This is a genomic window from Paenibacillus sp. OK060, assembly GCF_900101205.1.
In the GTDB taxonomy this organism is placed as follows: Bacteria; Bacillota; Bacilli; order Paenibacillales; family Paenibacillaceae; genus Paenibacillus; species Paenibacillus marchantiae.
In genome coordinates this window covers 116658-134382 of the sequence record NZ_FNFR01000004.1, presented here as the reverse complement: position 1 = coordinate 134382, position 17725 = coordinate 116658, and the positions used below count along the sequence as shown (strand labels likewise).

At 42.3% G+C, this 17725-nt stretch carries 22 protein-coding genes; 5 read left to right on the top strand and 17 right to left on the bottom strand.

The genetic code is table 11. The annotated features are described in order from the left end of the window. Positions 1-3 precede the first annotated feature (3 nt). From BLS14_RS15810 to BLS14_RS15760, 11 genes are all read right to left on the bottom strand, one after another. Entirely contained in the window at positions 4-1404 is a 1401-nt protein-coding gene (locus BLS14_RS15810; protein ID WP_090952834.1) for a phosphoribosyltransferase family protein, read from the bottom strand. Then, complete coding sequence (locus BLS14_RS15805) at positions 1340-2554, bottom strand: HpcH/HpaI aldolase/citrate lyase family protein (RefSeq protein WP_176854606.1); 1215 nt, start codon at positions 2552-2554, stop codon at positions 1340-1342. The genes BLS14_RS15810 and BLS14_RS15805 overlap by 65 nt, the downstream gene beginning before the upstream one ends. A gap of 122 nt (positions 2555-2676) precedes the next feature. Next, a complete protein-coding gene (locus BLS14_RS15800) occupies positions 2677-3411 on the bottom strand; it encodes a TerC family protein (protein ID WP_076290336.1) in 735 nt (244 codons plus the stop codon). A gap of 29 nt (positions 3412-3440) precedes the next feature. Then, positions 3441-4685: a TerD family protein gene (locus BLS14_RS15795; RefSeq protein ID WP_090952830.1), complete on the bottom strand. Its 1245-nt coding sequence runs from the start codon at positions 4683-4685 to the stop codon at positions 3441-3443. 24 nt (positions 4686-4709) lie between these two features. Continuing rightward, positions 4710-5291, bottom strand: coding sequence for a TerD family protein (locus tag BLS14_RS15790; protein ID WP_090952828.1), 582 nt, complete (start codon positions 5289-5291; stop codon positions 4710-4712). A gap of 111 nt (positions 5292-5402) precedes the next feature. Next, on the bottom strand, positions 5403-5978 hold the full coding sequence (locus BLS14_RS15785; RefSeq protein ID WP_090952826.1) for a TerD family protein: 576 nt from the start codon (positions 5976-5978) through the stop codon (positions 5403-5405). A 63-nt stretch (positions 5979-6041) separates the two neighbouring features. Beyond that, positions 6042-6635: a TerD family protein gene (locus tag BLS14_RS15780; protein ID WP_090952824.1), complete on the bottom strand. Its 594-nt coding sequence runs from the start codon at positions 6633-6635 to the stop codon at positions 6042-6044. Positions 6636-6673: 38 nt separating this feature from the next. Beyond that, complete coding sequence (locus BLS14_RS15775; protein WP_090952822.1) at positions 6674-7120, bottom strand: tellurite resistance TerB family protein; 447 nt, start codon at positions 7118-7120, stop codon at positions 6674-6676. 388 nt (positions 7121-7508) lie between these two features. Continuing rightward, positions 7509-8804, bottom strand: coding sequence for a galactokinase (locus BLS14_RS15770; RefSeq protein WP_090952820.1), 1296 nt, complete (start codon positions 8802-8804; stop codon positions 7509-7511). 162 nt (positions 8805-8966) lie between these two features. After that, positions 8967-9740 carry a hypothetical protein gene (locus tag BLS14_RS15765; protein ID WP_371121643.1) on the bottom strand — a complete coding sequence of 258 codons (774 nt, stop codon included), beginning with the start codon at positions 9738-9740 and terminating at the stop codon, positions 8967-8969. Positions 9741-9765: 25 nt separating this feature from the next. Beyond that, positions 9766-10506, bottom strand: a complete 741-nt coding sequence (locus tag BLS14_RS15760; RefSeq protein WP_090952819.1) for a hypothetical protein — start codon at positions 10504-10506, stop codon at positions 9766-9768. A gap of 134 nt (positions 10507-10640) precedes the next feature. On the opposite strand from BLS14_RS15760, the gene BLS14_RS15755 reads away from it, so the two are divergent. From BLS14_RS15755 to BLS14_RS15740, 4 genes are all read left to right on the top strand, one after another. Continuing rightward, positions 10641-11105 (top strand): hypothetical protein, encoded by a 465-nt coding sequence (locus BLS14_RS15755; RefSeq protein ID WP_072735102.1) that lies wholly within the window; start codon positions 10641-10643, stop codon positions 11103-11105. A 202-nt stretch (positions 11106-11307) separates the two neighbouring features. Next, positions 11308-12234 (top strand): DUF2268 domain-containing putative Zn-dependent protease, encoded by a 927-nt coding sequence (locus BLS14_RS15750; protein WP_090952817.1) that lies wholly within the window; start codon positions 11308-11310, stop codon positions 12232-12234. Beyond that, complete coding sequence (locus BLS14_RS15745; protein ID WP_090952815.1) at positions 12209-12976, top strand: MerR family transcriptional regulator; 768 nt, start codon at positions 12209-12211, stop codon at positions 12974-12976. Before BLS14_RS15750 ends, BLS14_RS15745 begins: the two co-directional genes overlap by 26 nt. Positions 12977-13044: 68 nt before the next feature. Then, the gene (locus tag BLS14_RS15740; RefSeq protein WP_090952813.1) at positions 13045-13716 is read left to right on the top strand and encodes a metal-dependent hydrolase; all 672 of its coding nucleotides are present in this window, start codon (positions 13045-13047) and stop codon (positions 13714-13716) included. A 76-nt stretch (positions 13717-13792) separates the two neighbouring features. On the opposite strand, the gene BLS14_RS15735 is transcribed toward BLS14_RS15740, so the two are convergent. From BLS14_RS15735 to BLS14_RS15720, 4 genes are all read right to left on the bottom strand, one after another. After that, positions 13793-14113, bottom strand: a complete 321-nt coding sequence (locus tag BLS14_RS15735) for a nucleoside triphosphate pyrophosphohydrolase (protein ID WP_090952811.1) — start codon at positions 14111-14113, stop codon at positions 13793-13795. 229 nt (positions 14114-14342) lie between these two features. Then, positions 14343-14846, bottom strand: a complete 504-nt coding sequence (locus BLS14_RS15730) for a hypothetical protein (protein ID WP_256336567.1) — start codon at positions 14844-14846, stop codon at positions 14343-14345. 8 nt (positions 14847-14854) lie between these two features. Next, positions 14855-15889: a WXG100 family type VII secretion target gene (locus tag BLS14_RS15725; RefSeq protein WP_090952808.1), complete on the bottom strand. Its 1035-nt coding sequence runs from the start codon at positions 15887-15889 to the stop codon at positions 14855-14857. A 173-nt stretch (positions 15890-16062) separates the two neighbouring features. Next, positions 16063-16584, bottom strand: a complete 522-nt coding sequence (locus tag BLS14_RS15720) for a hypothetical protein (protein WP_090952806.1) — start codon at positions 16582-16584, stop codon at positions 16063-16065. 141 nt (positions 16585-16725) lie between these two features. Between BLS14_RS15720 and BLS14_RS15715 the strand changes: the two genes are divergently transcribed. After that, a complete protein-coding gene (locus BLS14_RS15715) occupies positions 16726-17067 on the top strand; it encodes a helix-turn-helix domain-containing protein (protein WP_090952804.1) in 342 nt (113 codons plus the stop codon). 73 nt (positions 17068-17140) lie between these two features. Here the strand turns inward: BLS14_RS15715 and BLS14_RS15710 are convergent, their stop codons facing one another. Then, a complete protein-coding gene (locus BLS14_RS15710; RefSeq protein ID WP_371121642.1) occupies positions 17141-17506 on the bottom strand; it encodes a DNA/RNA helicase domain-containing protein in 366 nt (121 codons plus the stop codon). After that, complete coding sequence (locus tag BLS14_RS33580) at positions 17394-17678, bottom strand: DNA/RNA helicase domain-containing protein (protein ID WP_090952800.1); 285 nt, start codon at positions 17676-17678, stop codon at positions 17394-17396. The genes BLS14_RS15710 and BLS14_RS33580 overlap by 113 nt, the downstream gene beginning before the upstream one ends. Positions 17679-17725: the final 47 nt, after the last annotated feature.

Below are 17725 nucleotides of genomic sequence, written 5' to 3'. Positions count from 1 at the left end.
TTCTCAGTCCTCCTGTGGAACACCGCAGTACACCACGTATATTTGCTTACATCCGAGTTGTGACAATACATCCAGCATGGGCTGCATGCGTTCTTCGGACATATGTCGTTCCATCAGTACAAAAATCTCATCATATTGCCCTGGAGATACATTGTAGATATAATTCCGGACAGTTGGATCTTCTGGAGAAGCGTATCCTTCCCCTGCAGTAACCGCATATCCTGAGCGATTTACCGTATGGATTGGACTCCGAGTCGTGGACTGGTACATAACCCCGTCGCCCATCTCAGCTGCAATTCGCATCGGAATATGCATAAACTCCCCTGTACCCATGACAAGGGTACGCTGACCCTTCCTTTTCCCCCGCAAAATGGCTGCGATCCTAGAAATGCCCGAACCCAGACCAGCATTATGACTTGAATGAATTCCGAATCGTCCTGTATACCGAAGATAAGGAGCCGACCAGCGATTCCCCTCCGAATCCGCAGATACAGCGGCCCATGGCTCCAGTTCACCTGCTACAGACATAACACATATCAACGATGTGGATTCATTTGCTAGTTTCTCTGTAGAAGCATTGATGGATGGTTCACCCATTACCTTAATTTTTCCTTTTAACAAACTTAATGGAATGATTGTTATTCCAAGTTCATTTTCCAGTGCAGAGAATCTCTGCTCATCAGCATCTGTGCGCCAATCTAGTAAAGAAGCGATATAGTATTGTTTACGTGGATAAGTGCGCTGGATATCCCGAATAATGTTCAATGTGGTATTGCCTGTTGTAATCTCGTCATCCACAAGAACAAGAGGTCCACCCTCTGCGAGTGATTCGGAATCCAGAGCATAACAGCGATGAGACATCGCATGAGAATGCTCCTCCTCGAATTGAATATCCGGTTCCATTTCAGGCAGGTACTCTCTTGTGGAATGAATATACGTTGCACGAGCAGTGAACAGCTCGTACATGCTGTGCCCCAGAGCGGTGGCTGTCTCAGCGAAACCGACGAATTTCACCTCTTCAGGCAAGGTCATCTCAACATTCATTAAATACTCATAAACCTCACGGGCTTGATCCGGATCTATCAATCCGCTAACCATTCGTTGTTTCCATTCCGAAATACGCTTGTCTTCTCCGTGACTTAGATCTTCAAACAGAAGAATAGCTAAGGCAGCGCCGCTTAACAGCGAGGTATAGGGATTGACGGCAATATGCTTGCCAAGCAACTTACTAACAAAGAGAAATGATCTTTTTTTATTCAAACGGGCCGCCATGGAGAACAGATTCTCCAATGGGATCTCCAGAGGATTGTGAGTAGCCTCAATAGTGACATTGAACTGATCAAGAATAGGAAACGTAAGTTTGTTCGTGTTTGGGCAGGAGCCCGACAAAATGCTGCTGTTCATGTAACACCCCATATATTTGTGATCGGATTAAAATTCGTTTAGCCCAACTCAAGTGCGGCTTGATTTCGTTCATTTTGTTGGTATATGTGCTCTTGAAAACGCCTAGACTTCCGTCGTTACGGGCTACAATACCCTGTGCATCCATGAATTCTTCATGCGTGACGACATACATCGCCTGAACCGGCTTGATATGTGTCGGATGAATGATCGTTTTTCCCACAATGCCGTTCTCCTTGTCCATCATGACTTCACGCATTAATCCATCCATAGAGTTCGTAATATATTTCATTCTGAGATTCCGACCTGTCTTACCCAGTGATTCCTCGAATGGCGTCTGTCTTAATTGCGGCTTGAATACTCGTTCACGCTGGCTAAAATATTCCCAGACCGGACCGGATATCACATATCCATTGTCTATGCGTCCATACAAATTGATGATGTCGGAAATGCAATCACGTATGGTTGCAATATCATAAATGGTAAGTTCCGGACTTCTTCTCAGTCCAAAGAGGCTTGAGAAATCCGTCGCTCCGATTCGAATGTTTAACACATACTGTGCGTGCTCATCTACGATCTGCTTCAACTGGAGCAATGTATCCCAGCGTGTCTCTCGATAAATTACTTCCGCCGTCTCCAAAATTGGCATGGCGTATAGGATCGGATGTGCGCTATCTTTCTGCTGATTATATTCGTGAACAAGTTGCAAATAAGCACGTCCATTTTCACAGTCGAACTTTGGCAAAGCAACACCTGTCAACAAGGACATTCGCTCTCCTAATATTTCAAAAAGATGTTCCAACTGCTTCGGGGATCTCACCCGGACAAAAAGCAAGGGCAATCTGTTCGATGACAACATTCCCGTGTCCATGTACTCTGCTACAAGTGTAAGTTGCTGGGCCAGACATTGTTCCGCAAATTCGACTTGCTCATCTCCTACAGCATCTTCCAAATCAATAATGATGGTTGTGAGTCCTTCATGTTTACCGTTCATAATATCGTCTGCAATATGCGGACGGGTGGCTGGCATGTACAAAGCAGCCCCAACAGCGTATGCCAGTATTTCTTTGGAGGTCCGGTGACTAAACGATACGGGCGAAGAAAAAAACAGTGCTTCTTCCTCCTCTGAATTTAAAAAACTAAAATATTTCAGGTTATTCTCCTCCTTGCACTTCTGACTTAGAGTCAGTCTGCATCATGAAATGATTGCTGTCGGGGTATAAAAACCAATCCCTCCGAGATGCGGAGGGATTGGTGGCAAATGTGACAAAATGGTTAGGCTTGACCTTTGTTTTCTTTTTTTCTTCTTGCTGAACTGAGAAGCATGGCTCCAGCAAATACAGCAATCAGTAATGAGAAGAAGATAACGTTTGAGATATGGAATCCAAAAGCACTCAGCATCATTTTCACAGAAATAATAGCAATAAGGATAAATGCTGCTTTTTCCAGTTCAGGAAACTTGTCAATGAGTTTAAGGAAAATCTGTGCGACACCACGCATCATGAGCACCCCGATAATACCTCCGAGGAAAAGTACCCAAATCTGCTCACTAATACCAAACGCGGCAATAACACTGTCAATACTGAAGGCAATATCCATTAACTCGACCATAAGCACGGTTTTCCAGAAGGAATATTGCTTACCTTCCTGATTCTCCTCTGCCTGAGACTTAAATAGTCCTTTGTAGGCGATATACAAGAGGTACAATGCTCCGAGCACTTTGATTAAGGTGATCTTGACGAGGAATGTCCCTAGTCCGATGGCAATAAACCTGAAAATATAAGCTCCTAAAATACCATAAAACAACGCCCGCTTCTGCTGTTCTTTAGGCAAATGTTTAACCATAACAGCCAGTACCAAAGCATTATCTGCAGATAGAAGCCCTTCCAGCAAGATCAAGCTGCCAATAATCCCCCAACTTACAGGGTCAGAGAGTGTAGCCACAATCTCAGTCCAAGAGAAAAAATGACCATAGTTCTCGCTAATACTTTTGAAAAAATCGCTTAACATGAAAAGGCAGCCTCCGCTAACTCAAATTGTTATTTACTGCCGGCAGTCCAGCGCATACCCCACCCATGGGCTTCATCCAGAGCTCGATGTCCTTTGTAGAACTGGACAATTCTCTCGATACTGAACGTCTCATCATTCACGTTTTGGAACATAGCAATCCCACACATCCCCAAGGAACTGCCGTATTCATTCATGCGGACGATAATGTCAGGACCGTCTTTCTGGTTAATCGTTACGACCCCATCGGCCTGTGACCAGTTCGTAACGCCTTCATAAATGTAAGTAAACACGAGTATACGCTTGATATCGGAAATACGTTCACCATTAATGCGTAGATTCTCCCCGGTCCTCACTGACCCCGTCCGGTCGTCCCCGTCCAGAGCAATGTACGGATATCGGTTCAGGGACCCGAACGATTCTCCCAGGGCCTGTATTACACCTTTACTACCGTCTTTCATTTCAAACAGGCAACCGAGATCCAGATCCACACTCTTGTTTCGCCCGAACAACCCCCGATTGGTCTGTTGATTCCAGTTGAGATTAATCAGGATCTCCCCAAGTCCGCCTGAATTTTTCTTCAGGTTGATCGTGTCGCCCTTTTTCTTCAGCTCAATCTTGTTAAGGTTCAGTTCAATCTTAGGTTGAGGTGGCTGAGCAGGCGGAGCTGGAGGCTTCGGTGCGGGCGACTGAGGTACGGGGGGAGCAGGCTGTGAAGATGAAGCATCATTCTCAACACTCACACCAAAATTGCCACACAGCGCATTCAGCCCTCCAGCAAAACCGGAACCCACCGCATTAAACTTCCACTCTCCATTATGTCGGTACAGCTCGCCAATGACGATCGCCGTCTCCACTGTAAATCCACTAGCTAGGTCATATCTCAATGCTTCCTGTCCGCTAATTGCATTCCCAAAGCGGATATAGGTATGCTGAACCTGCCCAAAGCTTTGGTTTCTGGACTCACCTTCATAAATGGTCAGACTGAACGCAATCTTCTCAATGCGAGCAGGGATTTTGCTCAAATCAATATCAAATTGCTTTTTATCGGATTGCTGGGGTGTGTCTTTGTAAGTAATAAATGCTGTTGTCGGCTGGTTATAAAAGATAAAATCTTCATCACCCGATACTTTGCCGCCAACACCAAGTAGGAATGCAGATGTATCAAGTTCAAGCGCTGAGGAGGAATCCCAGCCAATGCCAACCGTAAGACGGGAAAGTCCGGGATTGGTTTTGGTTAGATCCGTCTTTTGCCCTTTGACGACAGTTACAGCCATAACAGATTCACCTTTCTTCTTCGCTTATTGGGCGTCCAATCCGTAGTTTTGGCATAGAGCTGCGAGTCCGCCAGCAAAACCGCTGCCAATCGCCTGGAACTTCCAATCCGTACCCGAGCGGTAAAATTCACAGAAAACAACAGCTGTCTCGGTCGAGAAGTCTTCTCCCAGGTCATAACGTAAAACCTCTCGCTCATTGGATGCGTCTACCACGCGAACAAAAGCATTGGACACCTGACCGAAATTTTGTGCGCGCGCTTCATAATCATAAATAGTTACTGTAATACCAATTCGTGTAATATTTGCAGGGACTTTGCTGAAATCCACGATGATCTGCTCATCATCGCCTTCTCCCTCGCCTGTACGGTTATCCCCCGTGTGAGTTAAAGAACCTGCACCACCCGTTGGATTGTTGTAGAAGACAAAATCGTCTGTACCTTTGGCTTTGCCATCTTCATGAAGCAGAAATGCTGAAGCATCCAAGTCAAAGTCGACGCCGCCGCTATATTTATTGGTATCCCATCCAAGTCCCACTACAACTCGTGTCAATCCTGGATTCGTTTTAGTTAAATCAATACGCTGTCCCTTAGCCAAGCTAATTGTCATATATTCGTCCACCTTTCTTTATGTTGAAAATCCTTTTCCCTAATGAAAAGGAAAACCGCCAAATCGACGGCTTCCCTGTCTTTTATATGGTCACAAATTAATGAATGAGTTCTATTGCAGACCGTAGTCACGCGTAAGGCCAACCAAACCATCCTGATAACCACTACCGATAGCGCTGAATTTCCACTCGCCACTGTGACGATACAACTCCCCAACAACAACGCCCGTTTCAATAGAGAAGTCTTCACCCAAATCGAAACGGATCAGTTCTTCGGAGTTGGCTTCGTTTACGATACGTACATATGCACGGGAGACTTGTCCAAAATTCTGGCTACGTTCCTGAGCTTCATAAATCGTAATCGTAAAAGCAATTTTTTCGACATTTGCCGGAACGTTAGGCAGATCGATTTTTACTTGCTCATCATCGCCATCCCCTTCACCCGTACGATTGTCGCCCGTATGCACTACAGAACCATTCTCATTTTGCGGGTTATTGAAGAAAATAAAATTCTTCTCTCCGTCAACCTTACCGTCCGCATTGGTGCAAAAAACGGATACATCTAAGTCAAAGTCCTTACCGCCATCATATTTGTTCGTATCCCAACCCAAACCTACAGTGATTTTGGCCAACCCCGGATTAGTTTTCGTTAAGTCGATCTTTTGACCTTTGGATAGATTGATAGCCATTCTACTCATCTCCGCTTCGCTATAAAATTAGATAAACTTTTATTCTGGAAATCCATTTATTTTCTACGTATAGCGACGAGCGAGCTCATCGATATGTACCGCATGAGCACCTTCACCGATTGCAGAGAATTTCCACTCTGCACCATGTCGATACAATTCGCCACAGATGAGGGCTGTCATACCTGCATAACTATCGGATAGATTAAACTTTACTAATTCCTGTGAGTTGCCTCCATCCAAAATGCGGATATATGCACGCTCAATCATCCCAAAATCCTGTTTGCGATTCACGCAATCATAAATGTTAACGACGATAAGAATTTTATGAACATCGACAGGTACGGAGGAGAGGTTTATTTTGATTTGCTCATCGTCCCCTTCACCTTCGCCAGTTAGATTATCTCCTGAATGAACTACAGATCTACACAAGCTTTGCTTGTTATGAAAACAAACCAGATTGGTTTCCTTCGTTAACTTCCCATTCTCATCCAACAGCAGAGCCGAAGCATCACAATCAATATTGGCCTGCTTTTTTCTTCCGAAAAATCCTTTGGAGGCTACTGGGTCCCAACCCAAACCAGCTATGACTTGAGTTAATCCTGCTTTACCCTTGGTTAGATCAATTTTTTGTCCCTTAACCAAATTAATACCAGCCACTGATATTCACCCCCTTTCAGTTTGAGTTGTTTATTGAGTTACAAGCTGAATTCACCGGGGTTCAACCCAAGAACAGTGCAAATTTCAGCTACGACTCTACGCTCTTGATCATCGAAGTTGCCATCAGCAGAACCAATGGCACTACATACACCCACAATGACACGACCAACTTCCGGCTTAGACTTAAACTTGGCAATCGCTTTCAAAGCTTCCTGCTTCCCAATCTCGGGGGAAAACTCAAAATTATTCACATAATGGTTGAAGCGTTCAATGACAACAGCCATATCAAACACTTTCAATTCCTGACTTAAGTTTATGTATCCCGCCATCTTGTTCTTTTCCGAAGCATCGATGGTTCCATCTGCGAAAGCAACTAAAGCGCAACCTGCAACTACAGCGTCCATAAAATCCTTGTTCTTGAATCGTTTAACCTGGTCCTCAAGACCCTGTTTCGTCGAGTTAAGCCAATTTCTGAATGAGCTCATTCTATATCCTCCGTTACTAGATTCATTTCACTTCAATTTCCTTTATAAACTAGAAAAATCCAACAATCGTCTTTACATCCCAATTCATAGAAAAAAATAGTTAAATTATCCCTTTACTATACTCTATATTTTGTCATTTTTCTACATATAAAAACAAAAATCACTTCTATACCATCAAGTTATCTATAAAGAGATATCATCTATTTTTTTAATGTTCTACATTTAATTACAATTTTCGACACAAAGAAAAAGAACAACCCCCAAATAGTCTTGTTTCAGGAGGCTGTTCTTCACTTTTGATCCATATTATAGATTTTACATACCCATAGCAATGCACATTTATGCATTTATAAAGACTGTTAAATTCGTATAACTTCATACATCTAGTTTAACAACGATCTAGCCATTTATTCAAACATACCGCACCCTGCGTACGCACATTAACCACAATAATTGGCGTATCCAGCATGCCGTGCATCCAGGACATATACTCCTCAACCTTTTCGTTGGGAAGAATCGTCAGAATGACCCCTGCAAATCCACCGCCGTGAATACGGCAAGCGCCATCACCCAGCTTTTGCAGATATTTTTCAGTTAACGCCAGTGCGATACCAATCTCCTGTTCCTTCACCGAGCCGCTCTGGTATACATTCTGGAGCCACTTCCAGGAAGAATTCCCGGATGCCGTAATCAGATTCAGGAAATCAGCAAAACGCCCTTCCCGCAAGGCCTGTACCTGACCATCCACCCGATTGTTTTCCTCCAAGAAATGCAACGCACGCAGTACCGCACGATCCCCCGCTGCTTCACGTACCTGTTTGAGATTGGCATAAATCGCCTCGGCCGTAATTTCTCGGACATATTCGCTGCCCAACGCTTTAGCAACCGCTCTCATCTCATATGGTACAGCAGCGTAATCCTCCGTCAGATCCGCGTGATTCCCACCTGTGTTTACAATGACCAAGGAGTAACCGTTTTGTTGGAAATCCCATTTTACAGACTCAATTACAGGCTCGGCCGGGTTCTCAAAATCAATCGCAATCAGTCCACCATAGGCACAAGCCATCTGATCCAGCAGACCGGAAGGTTTGTTCCAATATTGATTCTCCGCATACTGACCAATCTTGGACATGACCACCACATCCAGTGATCCATCGTTGTAGAAATGATTCAGAATCGTACAAATCAGCATCTCGAACGATGCCGACGAGCTCAGCCCGGACGCCGAGAACACGTTACTGGAGATGTACGCCTGGAAGCCGCCCACTTTGTATCCGAACTTCTCAAATCCCGCAGCCATACCACGAATCAACGCCGTAGTGCCGTCGTCTTCCCCCTTCGGTGCCAGATCCGTGAGATCGATTACATATTTCTGGTCATAGCCTTCTGAATAAAAGGTAATCACCGATTCCGTCGTTGGCGCAGCCACCGCTATCGTATCCAGCGTAATACTGCCCGCCAGCACCTTACCATGGTTATGATCCGTGTGGTTGCCCCCAATTTCGCTACGTCCAGCCGCGCTGAACAATTTGCTGCCCTCTTGTACGCCAAAATACTGTTCGAATGATTCATTGAGCTTTGTGTAACGTGCTGTCTGTTCTTCTAGTTGTTGCTGACCGTACATTTGGACAAGCAACGCTTGGCCTGAAGTGGATTGGATCAGTTCCAGTGGTTGTGTAGTCATTGATAATCCTCCTATGGATATGCAGCATTTATTTTTCTATTGTGGGTGCATGATGGACGATATAGGGATTAATTCATGCCCGTTTACTCTCCCATTATCTCAGCTTCGTTTCGTAAAAGGTAGGGTAGAATTGAAAGTTTGTAAGCGCTTTTTGAAGACATTTTATCTTACTTCAACAGGTTTAACTTCAATCTGATCAACGATAAATTCGTTGTCGGCTTTATCGAAGGTATACGTGATATTGAAGTCACACACATATGTAGGAGATATACCAACAGAGCCGGGAAGACTTAATTTTATTTTGTGATTATCCAATGTATAAATAACAACACCGCCGAAAGCAAGCTCATCTTGATGGTAGTCTGGTGCCGGATCATAATCATAATTGAAGTTTTTTTCTTGTCCTTGTGAAATCACTGTAATCGCTAATGTACCATCACCATTTTTAGAAACACGCGATTCAATATGCTCAGCAACAATATCCTCATAACGCTGTACTTTAATTTCAGATAAGTTATCGGAGTTAACGACATGAATTTCATAGTTATCCAAGCCTGTCCCTCGGCCAGTCTGAAAGATTATTACAGCCTCTTCCTTACCATCACCGGTAAGATCGGTATAAAATAACTGCGGCTCCGTTCCCGAATGTTGAGAAATGCTCCAATCAAAATCTTTTGCGCGCCCATTTATATCTAGAGTTACTCTTTCAATTGCATCTTTCGTTTCTTTAATTGCATAAAGTTTTACTTGTTCATCCTTAGAAGATCCGATTAATTTCAATTTTGAATTTGTTTCTTGTTTCGGCTTCTTAGTTACCTGCATGATGGGAGACACAACCCGTTCCTGCTGTATAGAAACTAACGAATCTGATTGGCATCCTCCAAAAAGAACTGCACTCAACAATATCAATGAAGCTATTTCTTTTTTCAAATCCATGCCCCTCTCATCTAAATAGCTAAAATTAATCCAATGAATTTAACCGAATGGTTACCTTCCTCGTTTCACGATCATTGGAATCAAACCAGTCTTTAAGTACGTTATATTCACTTGTTTCTAATGCTGCTGTTTCAATCGTGAAATGGTTATTGTCTATCCATTCATAAGAGATGATGGGCCAAGTCGGTTTCAACATGAATGCTTCTTCCAAATCAGTTGATGCATATGGGATGATTTCTAATTTTTTGAGATCCACGGCAACAAGGATTTGTCTCTTAACCAGACCGCCTTCATCATAAGCATATCGAATTAACACCTGCTGATAGTCAGAGGAAAGTTTATAATCTTGTAAAATGCCCTCAGGCATCGGCAAGCTATGGGTCTCTCTACCATCAATTTTCACGAAAAGGGTAGAGCAGGCTTTGGTTCCACAGCCATACTTCAGCATCGAATATGTTTCCGAAGAAGGCACCTCCAATACCTCCAATTGTGTACGATCTATTTCAGTTTGGAAGTCCTGTTCGTTCATCAGGTAGCGCTTATACTCTGGGACGTCGTTAAGAGGTAATTGTAGGGTTGCTTCTTCATTCATGATTTCAATGATATTGGGTAATGAAGATGCCTTGTTATACAAGCCTGAAGAGTTGGTATCGTTATCATTTTCCACCTGATATGCGGAAGGTTCTAACCCAGAAAACCATATCATAATTACCGCTGAAGTAACGAGTACTATAACTAGTAGCAAAAAGAACATTTTCTTTTTCATAGCACTCCTCCTTCGTGCATGGTTTCGATCCAGAACCAAATGGATTATACTACAAAAATATCCATTTTTGGTGTCAGATCGGTTTCAATGTTATTTTCATGAGATAACCACTATTCAGGTTAAGAGGTGAATCTATGAACGTTATTTTAAACAAAGAACCAGATAAACGTCGTATAAACGTAGCGATGCTTATGTATCTCGTACTAATGATTTTATTTTATGGCATTTATGTTTCCTTGGAATCGGATCGGATAGCTCAATCACAACAGTGGACTTCCGGTGGTTCCATAAGCGACCAAGCGATCGAGTCAATGAGTCAGCTGGGAAAAGGGACGTCTATCACTGAATCGCTGTTCCTCGTTCTCTTCACACTGGTGATGATCACGATGATTACCCGGTACCGAAGAAATGTAGAAAGATTACTCCCTTTTGCCTTGTGGAATCTCGCTTTGTTTGTTGGGGTTGGCGCGGTCAGTTTGGTTGGTTCACAGGTCACGTCAATGTCCGTTGGCAACCTGGCACAACCTATCTTCGTACCTGCATTTCTATTGGTAGCGTTGTTCATATATGTGGTTTGGGGATTAATGAAACGTGGATAATAACGTGTGTGAGGCGATTATAAACGTTCAAAAACTTTGGTTGTTTTCTCCATAGATATCTGGATTGCAGCCAAAGTTTTTTACATCTTATCTCAGAATCGGATCGATTAATGCACTTAAACGTATCGCAACTTCCTCCTTGACTGTTACGTAAGGTCATACTTGATAATGGGCTCAAGTTCACCTAAAGGAGAGATTAATGATGAAGATTACCGCGTTACGCTCAGATAAAATCTATAAAGAGATCATCAAGGCTGCACCTGATGACAAATTGGAGTTATACCGCGAGCGAATGATGAGTCCATTCATGAACAAATGGAACATTCAACAGATTCCGTTTCGCTCTCATGAGCCTCACGGCTTCGACGTGATCATGATGAATAACTTTATGAATATCGCTCCCGCAGACATCACACCTGAGATTAACGAATCGTTAGCAGCGATCTCGTCTGAAGCATTTTGGCAACAGTGTCATGAAGCTGTTTGTACGAGTCTATCTACGTTTACAGATCATGGAATTGAACTATCGGTCTCCGAATATCTATATACGATTTTATTAGGCGATAAGAACAGCCCTTCACTCACCATGAACGAAGGCATCAGCGGAGATGGTGGAATTCCGGGTTATATTATTGCGAATCTGATCCCCAATAGATATACTCTACCTCGTATCCAATCCGTGTTAGCCCATGAATGCAATCATAATGTGAGGTATCAATATATCCAGTGGAATCCACAGATTACGCTTGGGGAAATGGTTGTTAGCGAGGGGTTGGCCGAGAGCTTTGCGACATCCCTGTATGGAGAAGAGTTGCTAGGCCCCTGGGTAGCCAAAACGGATATGGAGACTTTGAATAAAGTTATCAAACCAAAATTAAAAGACCAACTGCATGTCACCGGTTTTGACCAGATTAATCCCTATCTATACGGCGATGAACTTGCCACACTGCAAAACTTCACTCCCGTAGGTATGCCCTATGCGGCTGGCTATGCCTGCGGTTATCACCTAATCCAATATTATCTGAACAAGACAGGTACACCGATTACCGAAGCAACCATCACTCCGGCAAGTGTTATCCTTGCTGAAACAAAGGAATTTTGGAATGAAGACACCCTATTTCACCGTTAAAGATATCATTCAGATCACTGGAATCACCAAACGCGCATTACATTATTACGATAAAACAGATCTATTAAAACCGAGCAAAGTCGGGGACAATGGCTATCGGTATTACGATCAGGAAGCACTGGGGAATCTGCAGATGATTCTATTGTTTAAAGAAATGAATTTCTCATTAAAAGACATTGCAGCCATGATGCAACTCTCCAAAGAAGAACAGAAAGATATCCTAAGAGAGCACCGCAGTAAACTCGTTCAACGAAAACAAAAGCTTGAAACCATCATCGACCAATTGGACGAGTATGTAAATGGGACGATTATCTCTCATCTTCATCTGTTTGACGACTCTTCCATTCTGTCCATTCAAGAGCAATATGAATCCGAGGCGAAGTTTGTATATGGAGACACCGAGAAATATCAGGAATTTGAAGCCAATGTGAACCAACTGTCTGCGGAAGAGCAAGAAAAAGCCTACCAGCAGTTCTCGGTCAACATGGAGCAGGTATTTCATGCGTTGGCGAGACATCAGGATCTGTCCCCTGCTTCTGGTGCGGTGCAAGCGTTAGTGCGTGAATGGAAGAGTTGTTTGGAACAGTTCATGGTCTGTAATGCAGAGATTCTGAGGTGCATCGCAGAAGCCTATACGACAGATCGTCGCTATGCGGGTTATTTTGATCAGTTTGGTGATGAGGATTTTTTGAGGTTTTTGTATCAAGCGATTATGGTTTATGTGGAGGGTGGGGAAAAGTGATTTTGTGTGAATTGAGAAAACATCACTAAAAGAATTAAATGTATGAACTAGGCTCAGGAGGTAACTTGATGCAAATGTTTCTTCATATGGCTATACACTTGATTACAAGCGGAACGATTCTATTACTTTTTCTAAATAAGCGGTTATTTCTTACTAAAGACTATATAATTACTATTGTTTTGGGTTGTATTATTGCTATCACTCCTGACATCACTAAGTACTTTGGTGATATATTGTTACATTCTCTTGCTATGGTTCCCTTAATTGGAGCTGCATATGGCTGGATCATCTATAAAACCTTAAACGTTCGATTCTTCTGGGCATGGATAAGTACGATGGCCACATTATTCATCGGGCATCTTCTTATAGACCTTCTTGGTAATGGAATTAATTTGTTCTATCCTTTTACGAACCAAGAACAGAATTTCGCGATCTTGGGATCAAATAATGAACTCATCATTTCTGCTTTGTTAGCCATTGCCACTGCAATCACATTCATTTATAAAAAGGTTAAACCACTTGCAACAGTTCTATTAGTACTAGCGGCTTCATTTGTTGTAAGCTTGGGAATCTCTAATGCAATAATAAGTTATTCTTTGCAACAAAGTTATTCCTATAATGATCCACAATATATTATTGTCTATCCAGATAACACCCCATTTCACTGGGACTATTATGTAAGAATTGATGAACTCACTATTATTTCCGGCAAGGGAAGCTATTTCACAGTGACAAAATAATCCCGGACGCATGATGCATCCGGGTGATCAGTTACTCGGCCAAGTTATCTGAAATGAGTTGATTTTAACGTTAAACTTAATCGACATCGATCAGATACACCCGTTCCTGGAATCCACCACGCGCCTCGGCTTTGTCCGCCCGAAGCTTATCCAGCCGGGCCGCATTCGCACCATGAACCTCCGCCAGCGCCCGGATGACCTCCAGCATGTCGGCTAGTTCTTCCAAAGCTTCCTGATCACTCGCTGCATTTACGTACTCACCCGATTCTTCTTGCAACTTCGTTCTTAACTCTTGCTTATACTCCTCCGGGTCCAGAATACGTGTGCGGCATTCCTTACCACTGGATGTGATAATATGCGGAATCTTGTCCCGTACCAATTTGTTGTATGTAGGCATGTGGTATAACATCCTTTCTGCTGTGAAAGTTCTCCAGCCTCACGCGCCAGAATCTCCCATTTTTCCATTATACCCTTTGCTATGGAAGGAGATAGGTTGATTTTGTAAAGCAATTGGATTGGAATGAGGAGATAGAAATAGCCCATAACTACTTGTATTCGAGTTGAAATGGGCTTTCGGTAATTCGTAATGTCTAATTGTTCAGCATCCAACTCTGGTTCAGAAGGATCTAAGCCAACAGTTTTGCGACAATAGCATTCATATTCGTTGTTTCTTTATCAATCTCGACCAAGCAAGTATCATCATCCATAGCTGGTTCATAACCGATTCTAACCTTCTCAATTGCATACTTGTTCTTAATATTAAGAATATACTCTATTAATGTCTGAGCTTTTAACATCGTCTCTGGATTTTCTCCGCTGAACAATTCCTCTTCAGGAAAATTCATAACGATATCTCCAGATTCCTCATCGAATGAAAATACAATCATCACGTCGTTAAAGGTATGACCCAGGTTAAGCTGAGAAAATAATATATTCCCCGTTCCCTTAGGAGAAAGAACCTCTTCAAGGCTCTCTATTTGCTGAAATTCAATATCGTTCTCACTACGGTTATCATAAAAGTGAGAACTTTTGATCTGATCCACCTGAATGTTTAAATCATTCTTAATGAATTGATCCAGAATATTTTTGTTAAAATCAATTAAAATGATTTCTAAACTTTCCAAATTCACAACCTCCATCATTGATCGATAAATCCTTTGAATGAACCATCTTGGTTAAGCCTTACTCCGCGACCATCAGATAAATCCTTTTCAAGGAAAGTAATACCTCTATTGTTTGTAATTTTCTTAAATTCACCTGGAGCATCAAGTATTTCTTGTAAATGTTTTTGGGCTACTTGATTAATTTGTTCAGGCCCACCTCTAACTCTCCCCCATATATCTGGGTTTCGCCCTGCGTGTTTCTGCAAAGCATGTCCTACAACGGTTTCTCCACCTTTTTTGGGGGCAATAGCAGAACTAATAACGGTATCTCTGTTAAATATCACAGGGTTTACACCATTCAAGTTATCCAGCTTGGACTTCGGAAACTTTAATCCACCATTGGGAACCTTATAACCCCTATTATACGTTCCAGTAAAAGCCAACACGAGCTTAGCAGTCTGTAAACCACCTATAGAAATTGCTGCTTGCCATGCAGGTATGGATTCTCCAGTTACGGGATGATGACCTTCCTTAAATGCACTGATCTGTTCATCATATATATCCTCACCACCAGACTCCGGTTGCTTCGGTCCGGCTCTCATTTCTTCATAGGTGCCACCATATTCCCAATACTTAACAAACTCTTTTTGCCCTGGCATCCCATCCTCTGCTTCACTGGCAGGCATGTTAACTCCAAACAAAGGATTATATACCATTCTTCGTTGCTCTTCTGTGTTACCTGTATTATGGTTCATCATTGTATGGGCAGCAATCTGTCCAGCAACGGCTCCCAAGCCCACCTGTTCCTGATCTGCTTGTTCGAATCTCTCGGCAATCGCCATTAGATCCTGAGAGGACTTCACCATACTTTCCAGTGCTCGGTCCAGTACTGGACGTGATTGCTGAAAATCATAGAAGAATCGTTCCTGCGTTGCTCCCGCCCACTGAGACTGGATAAATCCAATCCGTGCGGTCAGGTCATTACGTATACCCTCCAACTGCTGCCTACCCTGCTCGATCTGTCTGGATACATGCAGCAGTTGCTCTGGTGTCACTTTAATTGTACTCATAGTATTCTCCGCCGTTAAAATTAGGATTTTACAATGTTAGCAGAAGTTTGTTACAAATACATCCACCTATTATCCTGATTCCCCTTTTTTCAAATGAATACCTTTCAGTACTTATAATCCTCCAGTCCCATTCCTGTGAAAGGAACTTCCATATCATCATGGCACGCCTTGTATCAGAAAAATTTTGATGAATTATCATTCAATCGAGTGGCTAACTCCTCCAATATGTCTTCTGTTCGTTGAAAAAGCTTTTCGATGTTATCAAGGTCTAAATATTGATCCTCTTGGCGTTCCTCTAAAGATGACATATGTTGCATCGTGCCGATGAACAAAGCGATATCCAATCCGAGTTCAGTGTCCGTATGCACTAATGGCAAGATTTCATTCATGGTGAGTTCTTTGGGTGGATGAACTGAATAATACTTATGGATATAAAGTGCCTTAATCATGGAGGCTAGAGCCCAATCGCAGAGAATGAGGCAGGCTTTGAACTGATTGTGATTACGCATGATGGTGGCAAGTTTGAGATGATACTTAGCATGTTGGTGATAGGCCATTATTGTGGTACTTAGCATATGGTAAGCAGGAATGTGTTTGGACCTAGGTTGTGTGGAGATATCATGGTCTTGCAAACGTGGGGTAAAATCTACTTGGTGACTACAATGTGCTTCGGTTATAGACCAATTACTTGCCATTGTCATCCCTCCAAAGAGTTAATACCAGTATTATACAATAAAATGATACATATAGTAATCAAATAAATTATTTGTATTCTTCGTTTGGTGTTTACCTTGAGGAAACTTGTCTACACTTTTGAACATAGAGAGGTGAATACCATGAACGAGGATAGAGAAGTTTTGAAGCTGGTCGGAGCTAGAATTCGCGCACTACGCAAAGAAAGAGGGTATTCACAGGAAGCCCTCGGAGAAAAAGGTGGATTTCATTTTTCATACATAGGACAGATCGAACGTGGAGAAAAGAATGTTTCTTTGGTGAACTTGGCGAAAATCGCTGAGTCGTTGGATGTTAATTTGATTCAATTATTTGCTTATATAGAAGAAGAGTTTGAGGTAACTGAAGATGAGAAACAAATCAAAGAAATTGTACAGCTGCTAAGAGATTCTTCTCCTGATAATATTCGTGTAGCCAAAAATGTTATTAAAGGAATATTGATGTGAAAACGGCAAACCCTATCCGTCCATTTATGGAATGATAGGGTTTCTCTCTACTTTGCCCATTCCGTGGTGCACATCATTTTGAATTTGCTCTGCTACATAAATAATTCATCAATTCTTGATCTCGACAGTAAACATAACAACCTTTCATACCCCTAGACATAAAATCTAATAAATGTTTTTTAACAAGCTTGGCTAGTTCTTCATTCTTAAATTTAAGCCCTCGTCTTCCCATTCTATCTTTGTACTCATAATAATCTGAATAAAGTTCCATTTTATCCGAATCATATTTTAGATCATTCCCTATAATTACGCCTACATCATCAAATTCAAGACCTTGAGAAGTATGAACACATCCAATCTGGAGTCCCACTCTCATGAATAGCCCAAGTACTTGATATTGAACGAGCATTCCAAGGCATAGCAAAACGATGTTCTTCAATAATTGCATCCGGAATTTCTCCATTGCGATTACCTTCTTTATCAGCTGTCCAATTCCAAGCAAAATTTGCCAACATCCTCGCCGTATACCCCTGATCGTTTTTACTTTTGACTAGATCGTACACTTCGTTTGATGTGTTCGTTAACTTAAATTCAAAAGAATCTTGATCCATCCATCGAAATTAGCGGTAGGACGAATCTCCAATGCATCATCAACCCC

What these genes read in the sequence shown, in the direction of transcription:
- BLS14_RS15810 (WP_090952834.1), bottom strand. Translation starts at nt 1,404, where the DNA reads ATGAACAGCAGCATTTTGTCGGGCTCCTGCCCAAACACGAACAAACTT.
- BLS14_RS15800 (WP_076290336.1), bottom strand. Translation starts at nt 3,411, where the DNA reads ATGTTAAGCGATTTTTTCAAAAGTATTAGCGAGAACTATGGTCATTTT.
- BLS14_RS15795 (WP_090952830.1), bottom strand. Translation starts at nt 4,685, where the DNA reads ATGGCTGTAACTGTCGTCAAAGGGCAAAAGACGGATCTAACCAAAACC.
- BLS14_RS15790 (WP_090952828.1), bottom strand. Translation starts at nt 5,291, where the DNA reads ATGACAATTAGCTTGGCTAAGGGACAGCGTATTGATTTAACTAAAACG.
- BLS14_RS15785 (WP_090952826.1), bottom strand. Translation starts at nt 5,978, where the DNA reads ATGGCTATCAATCTATCCAAAGGTCAAAAGATCGACTTAACGAAAACT.
- BLS14_RS15775 (WP_090952822.1), bottom strand. Translation starts at nt 7,120, where the DNA reads ATGAGCTCATTCAGAAATTGGCTTAACTCGACGAAACAGGGTCTTGAG.
- BLS14_RS15770 (WP_090952820.1), bottom strand. Translation starts at nt 8,804, where the DNA reads ATGACTACACAACCACTGGAACTGATCCAATCCACTTCAGGCCAAGCG.
- BLS14_RS15765 (WP_371121643.1), bottom strand. Translation starts at nt 9,740, where the DNA reads ATGGATTTGAAAAAAGAAATAGCTTCATTGATATTGTTGAGTGCAGTT.
- BLS14_RS15760 (WP_090952819.1), bottom strand. Translation starts at nt 10,506, where the DNA reads ATGAAAAAGAAAATGTTCTTTTTGCTACTAGTTATAGTACTCGTTACT.
- BLS14_RS15755 (WP_072735102.1), top strand. Translation starts at nt 10,641, where the DNA reads ATGAACGTTATTTTAAACAAAGAACCAGATAAACGTCGTATAAACGTA.
- BLS14_RS15750 (WP_090952817.1), top strand. Translation starts at nt 11,308, where the DNA reads ATGAAGATTACCGCGTTACGCTCAGATAAAATCTATAAAGAGATCATC.
- BLS14_RS15745 (WP_090952815.1), top strand. Translation starts at nt 12,209, where the DNA reads ATGAAGACACCCTATTTCACCGTTAAAGATATCATTCAGATCACTGGA.
- BLS14_RS15740 (WP_090952813.1), top strand. Translation starts at nt 13,045, where the DNA reads ATGCAAATGTTTCTTCATATGGCTATACACTTGATTACAAGCGGAACG.
- BLS14_RS15735 (WP_090952811.1), bottom strand. Translation starts at nt 14,113, where the DNA reads ATGCCTACATACAACAAATTGGTACGGGACAAGATTCCGCATATTATC.
- BLS14_RS15725 (WP_090952808.1), bottom strand. Translation starts at nt 15,889, where the DNA reads ATGAGTACAATTAAAGTGACACCAGAGCAACTGCTGCATGTATCCAGA.
- BLS14_RS15720 (WP_090952806.1), bottom strand. Translation starts at nt 16,584, where the DNA reads ATGGCAAGTAATTGGTCTATAACCGAAGCACATTGTAGTCACCAAGTA.
- BLS14_RS15715 (WP_090952804.1), top strand. Translation starts at nt 16,726, where the DNA reads ATGAACGAGGATAGAGAAGTTTTGAAGCTGGTCGGAGCTAGAATTCGC.
- BLS14_RS33580 (WP_090952800.1), bottom strand. Translation starts at nt 17,678, where the DNA reads ATGGATCAAGATTCTTTTGAATTTAAGTTAACGAACACATCAAACGAA.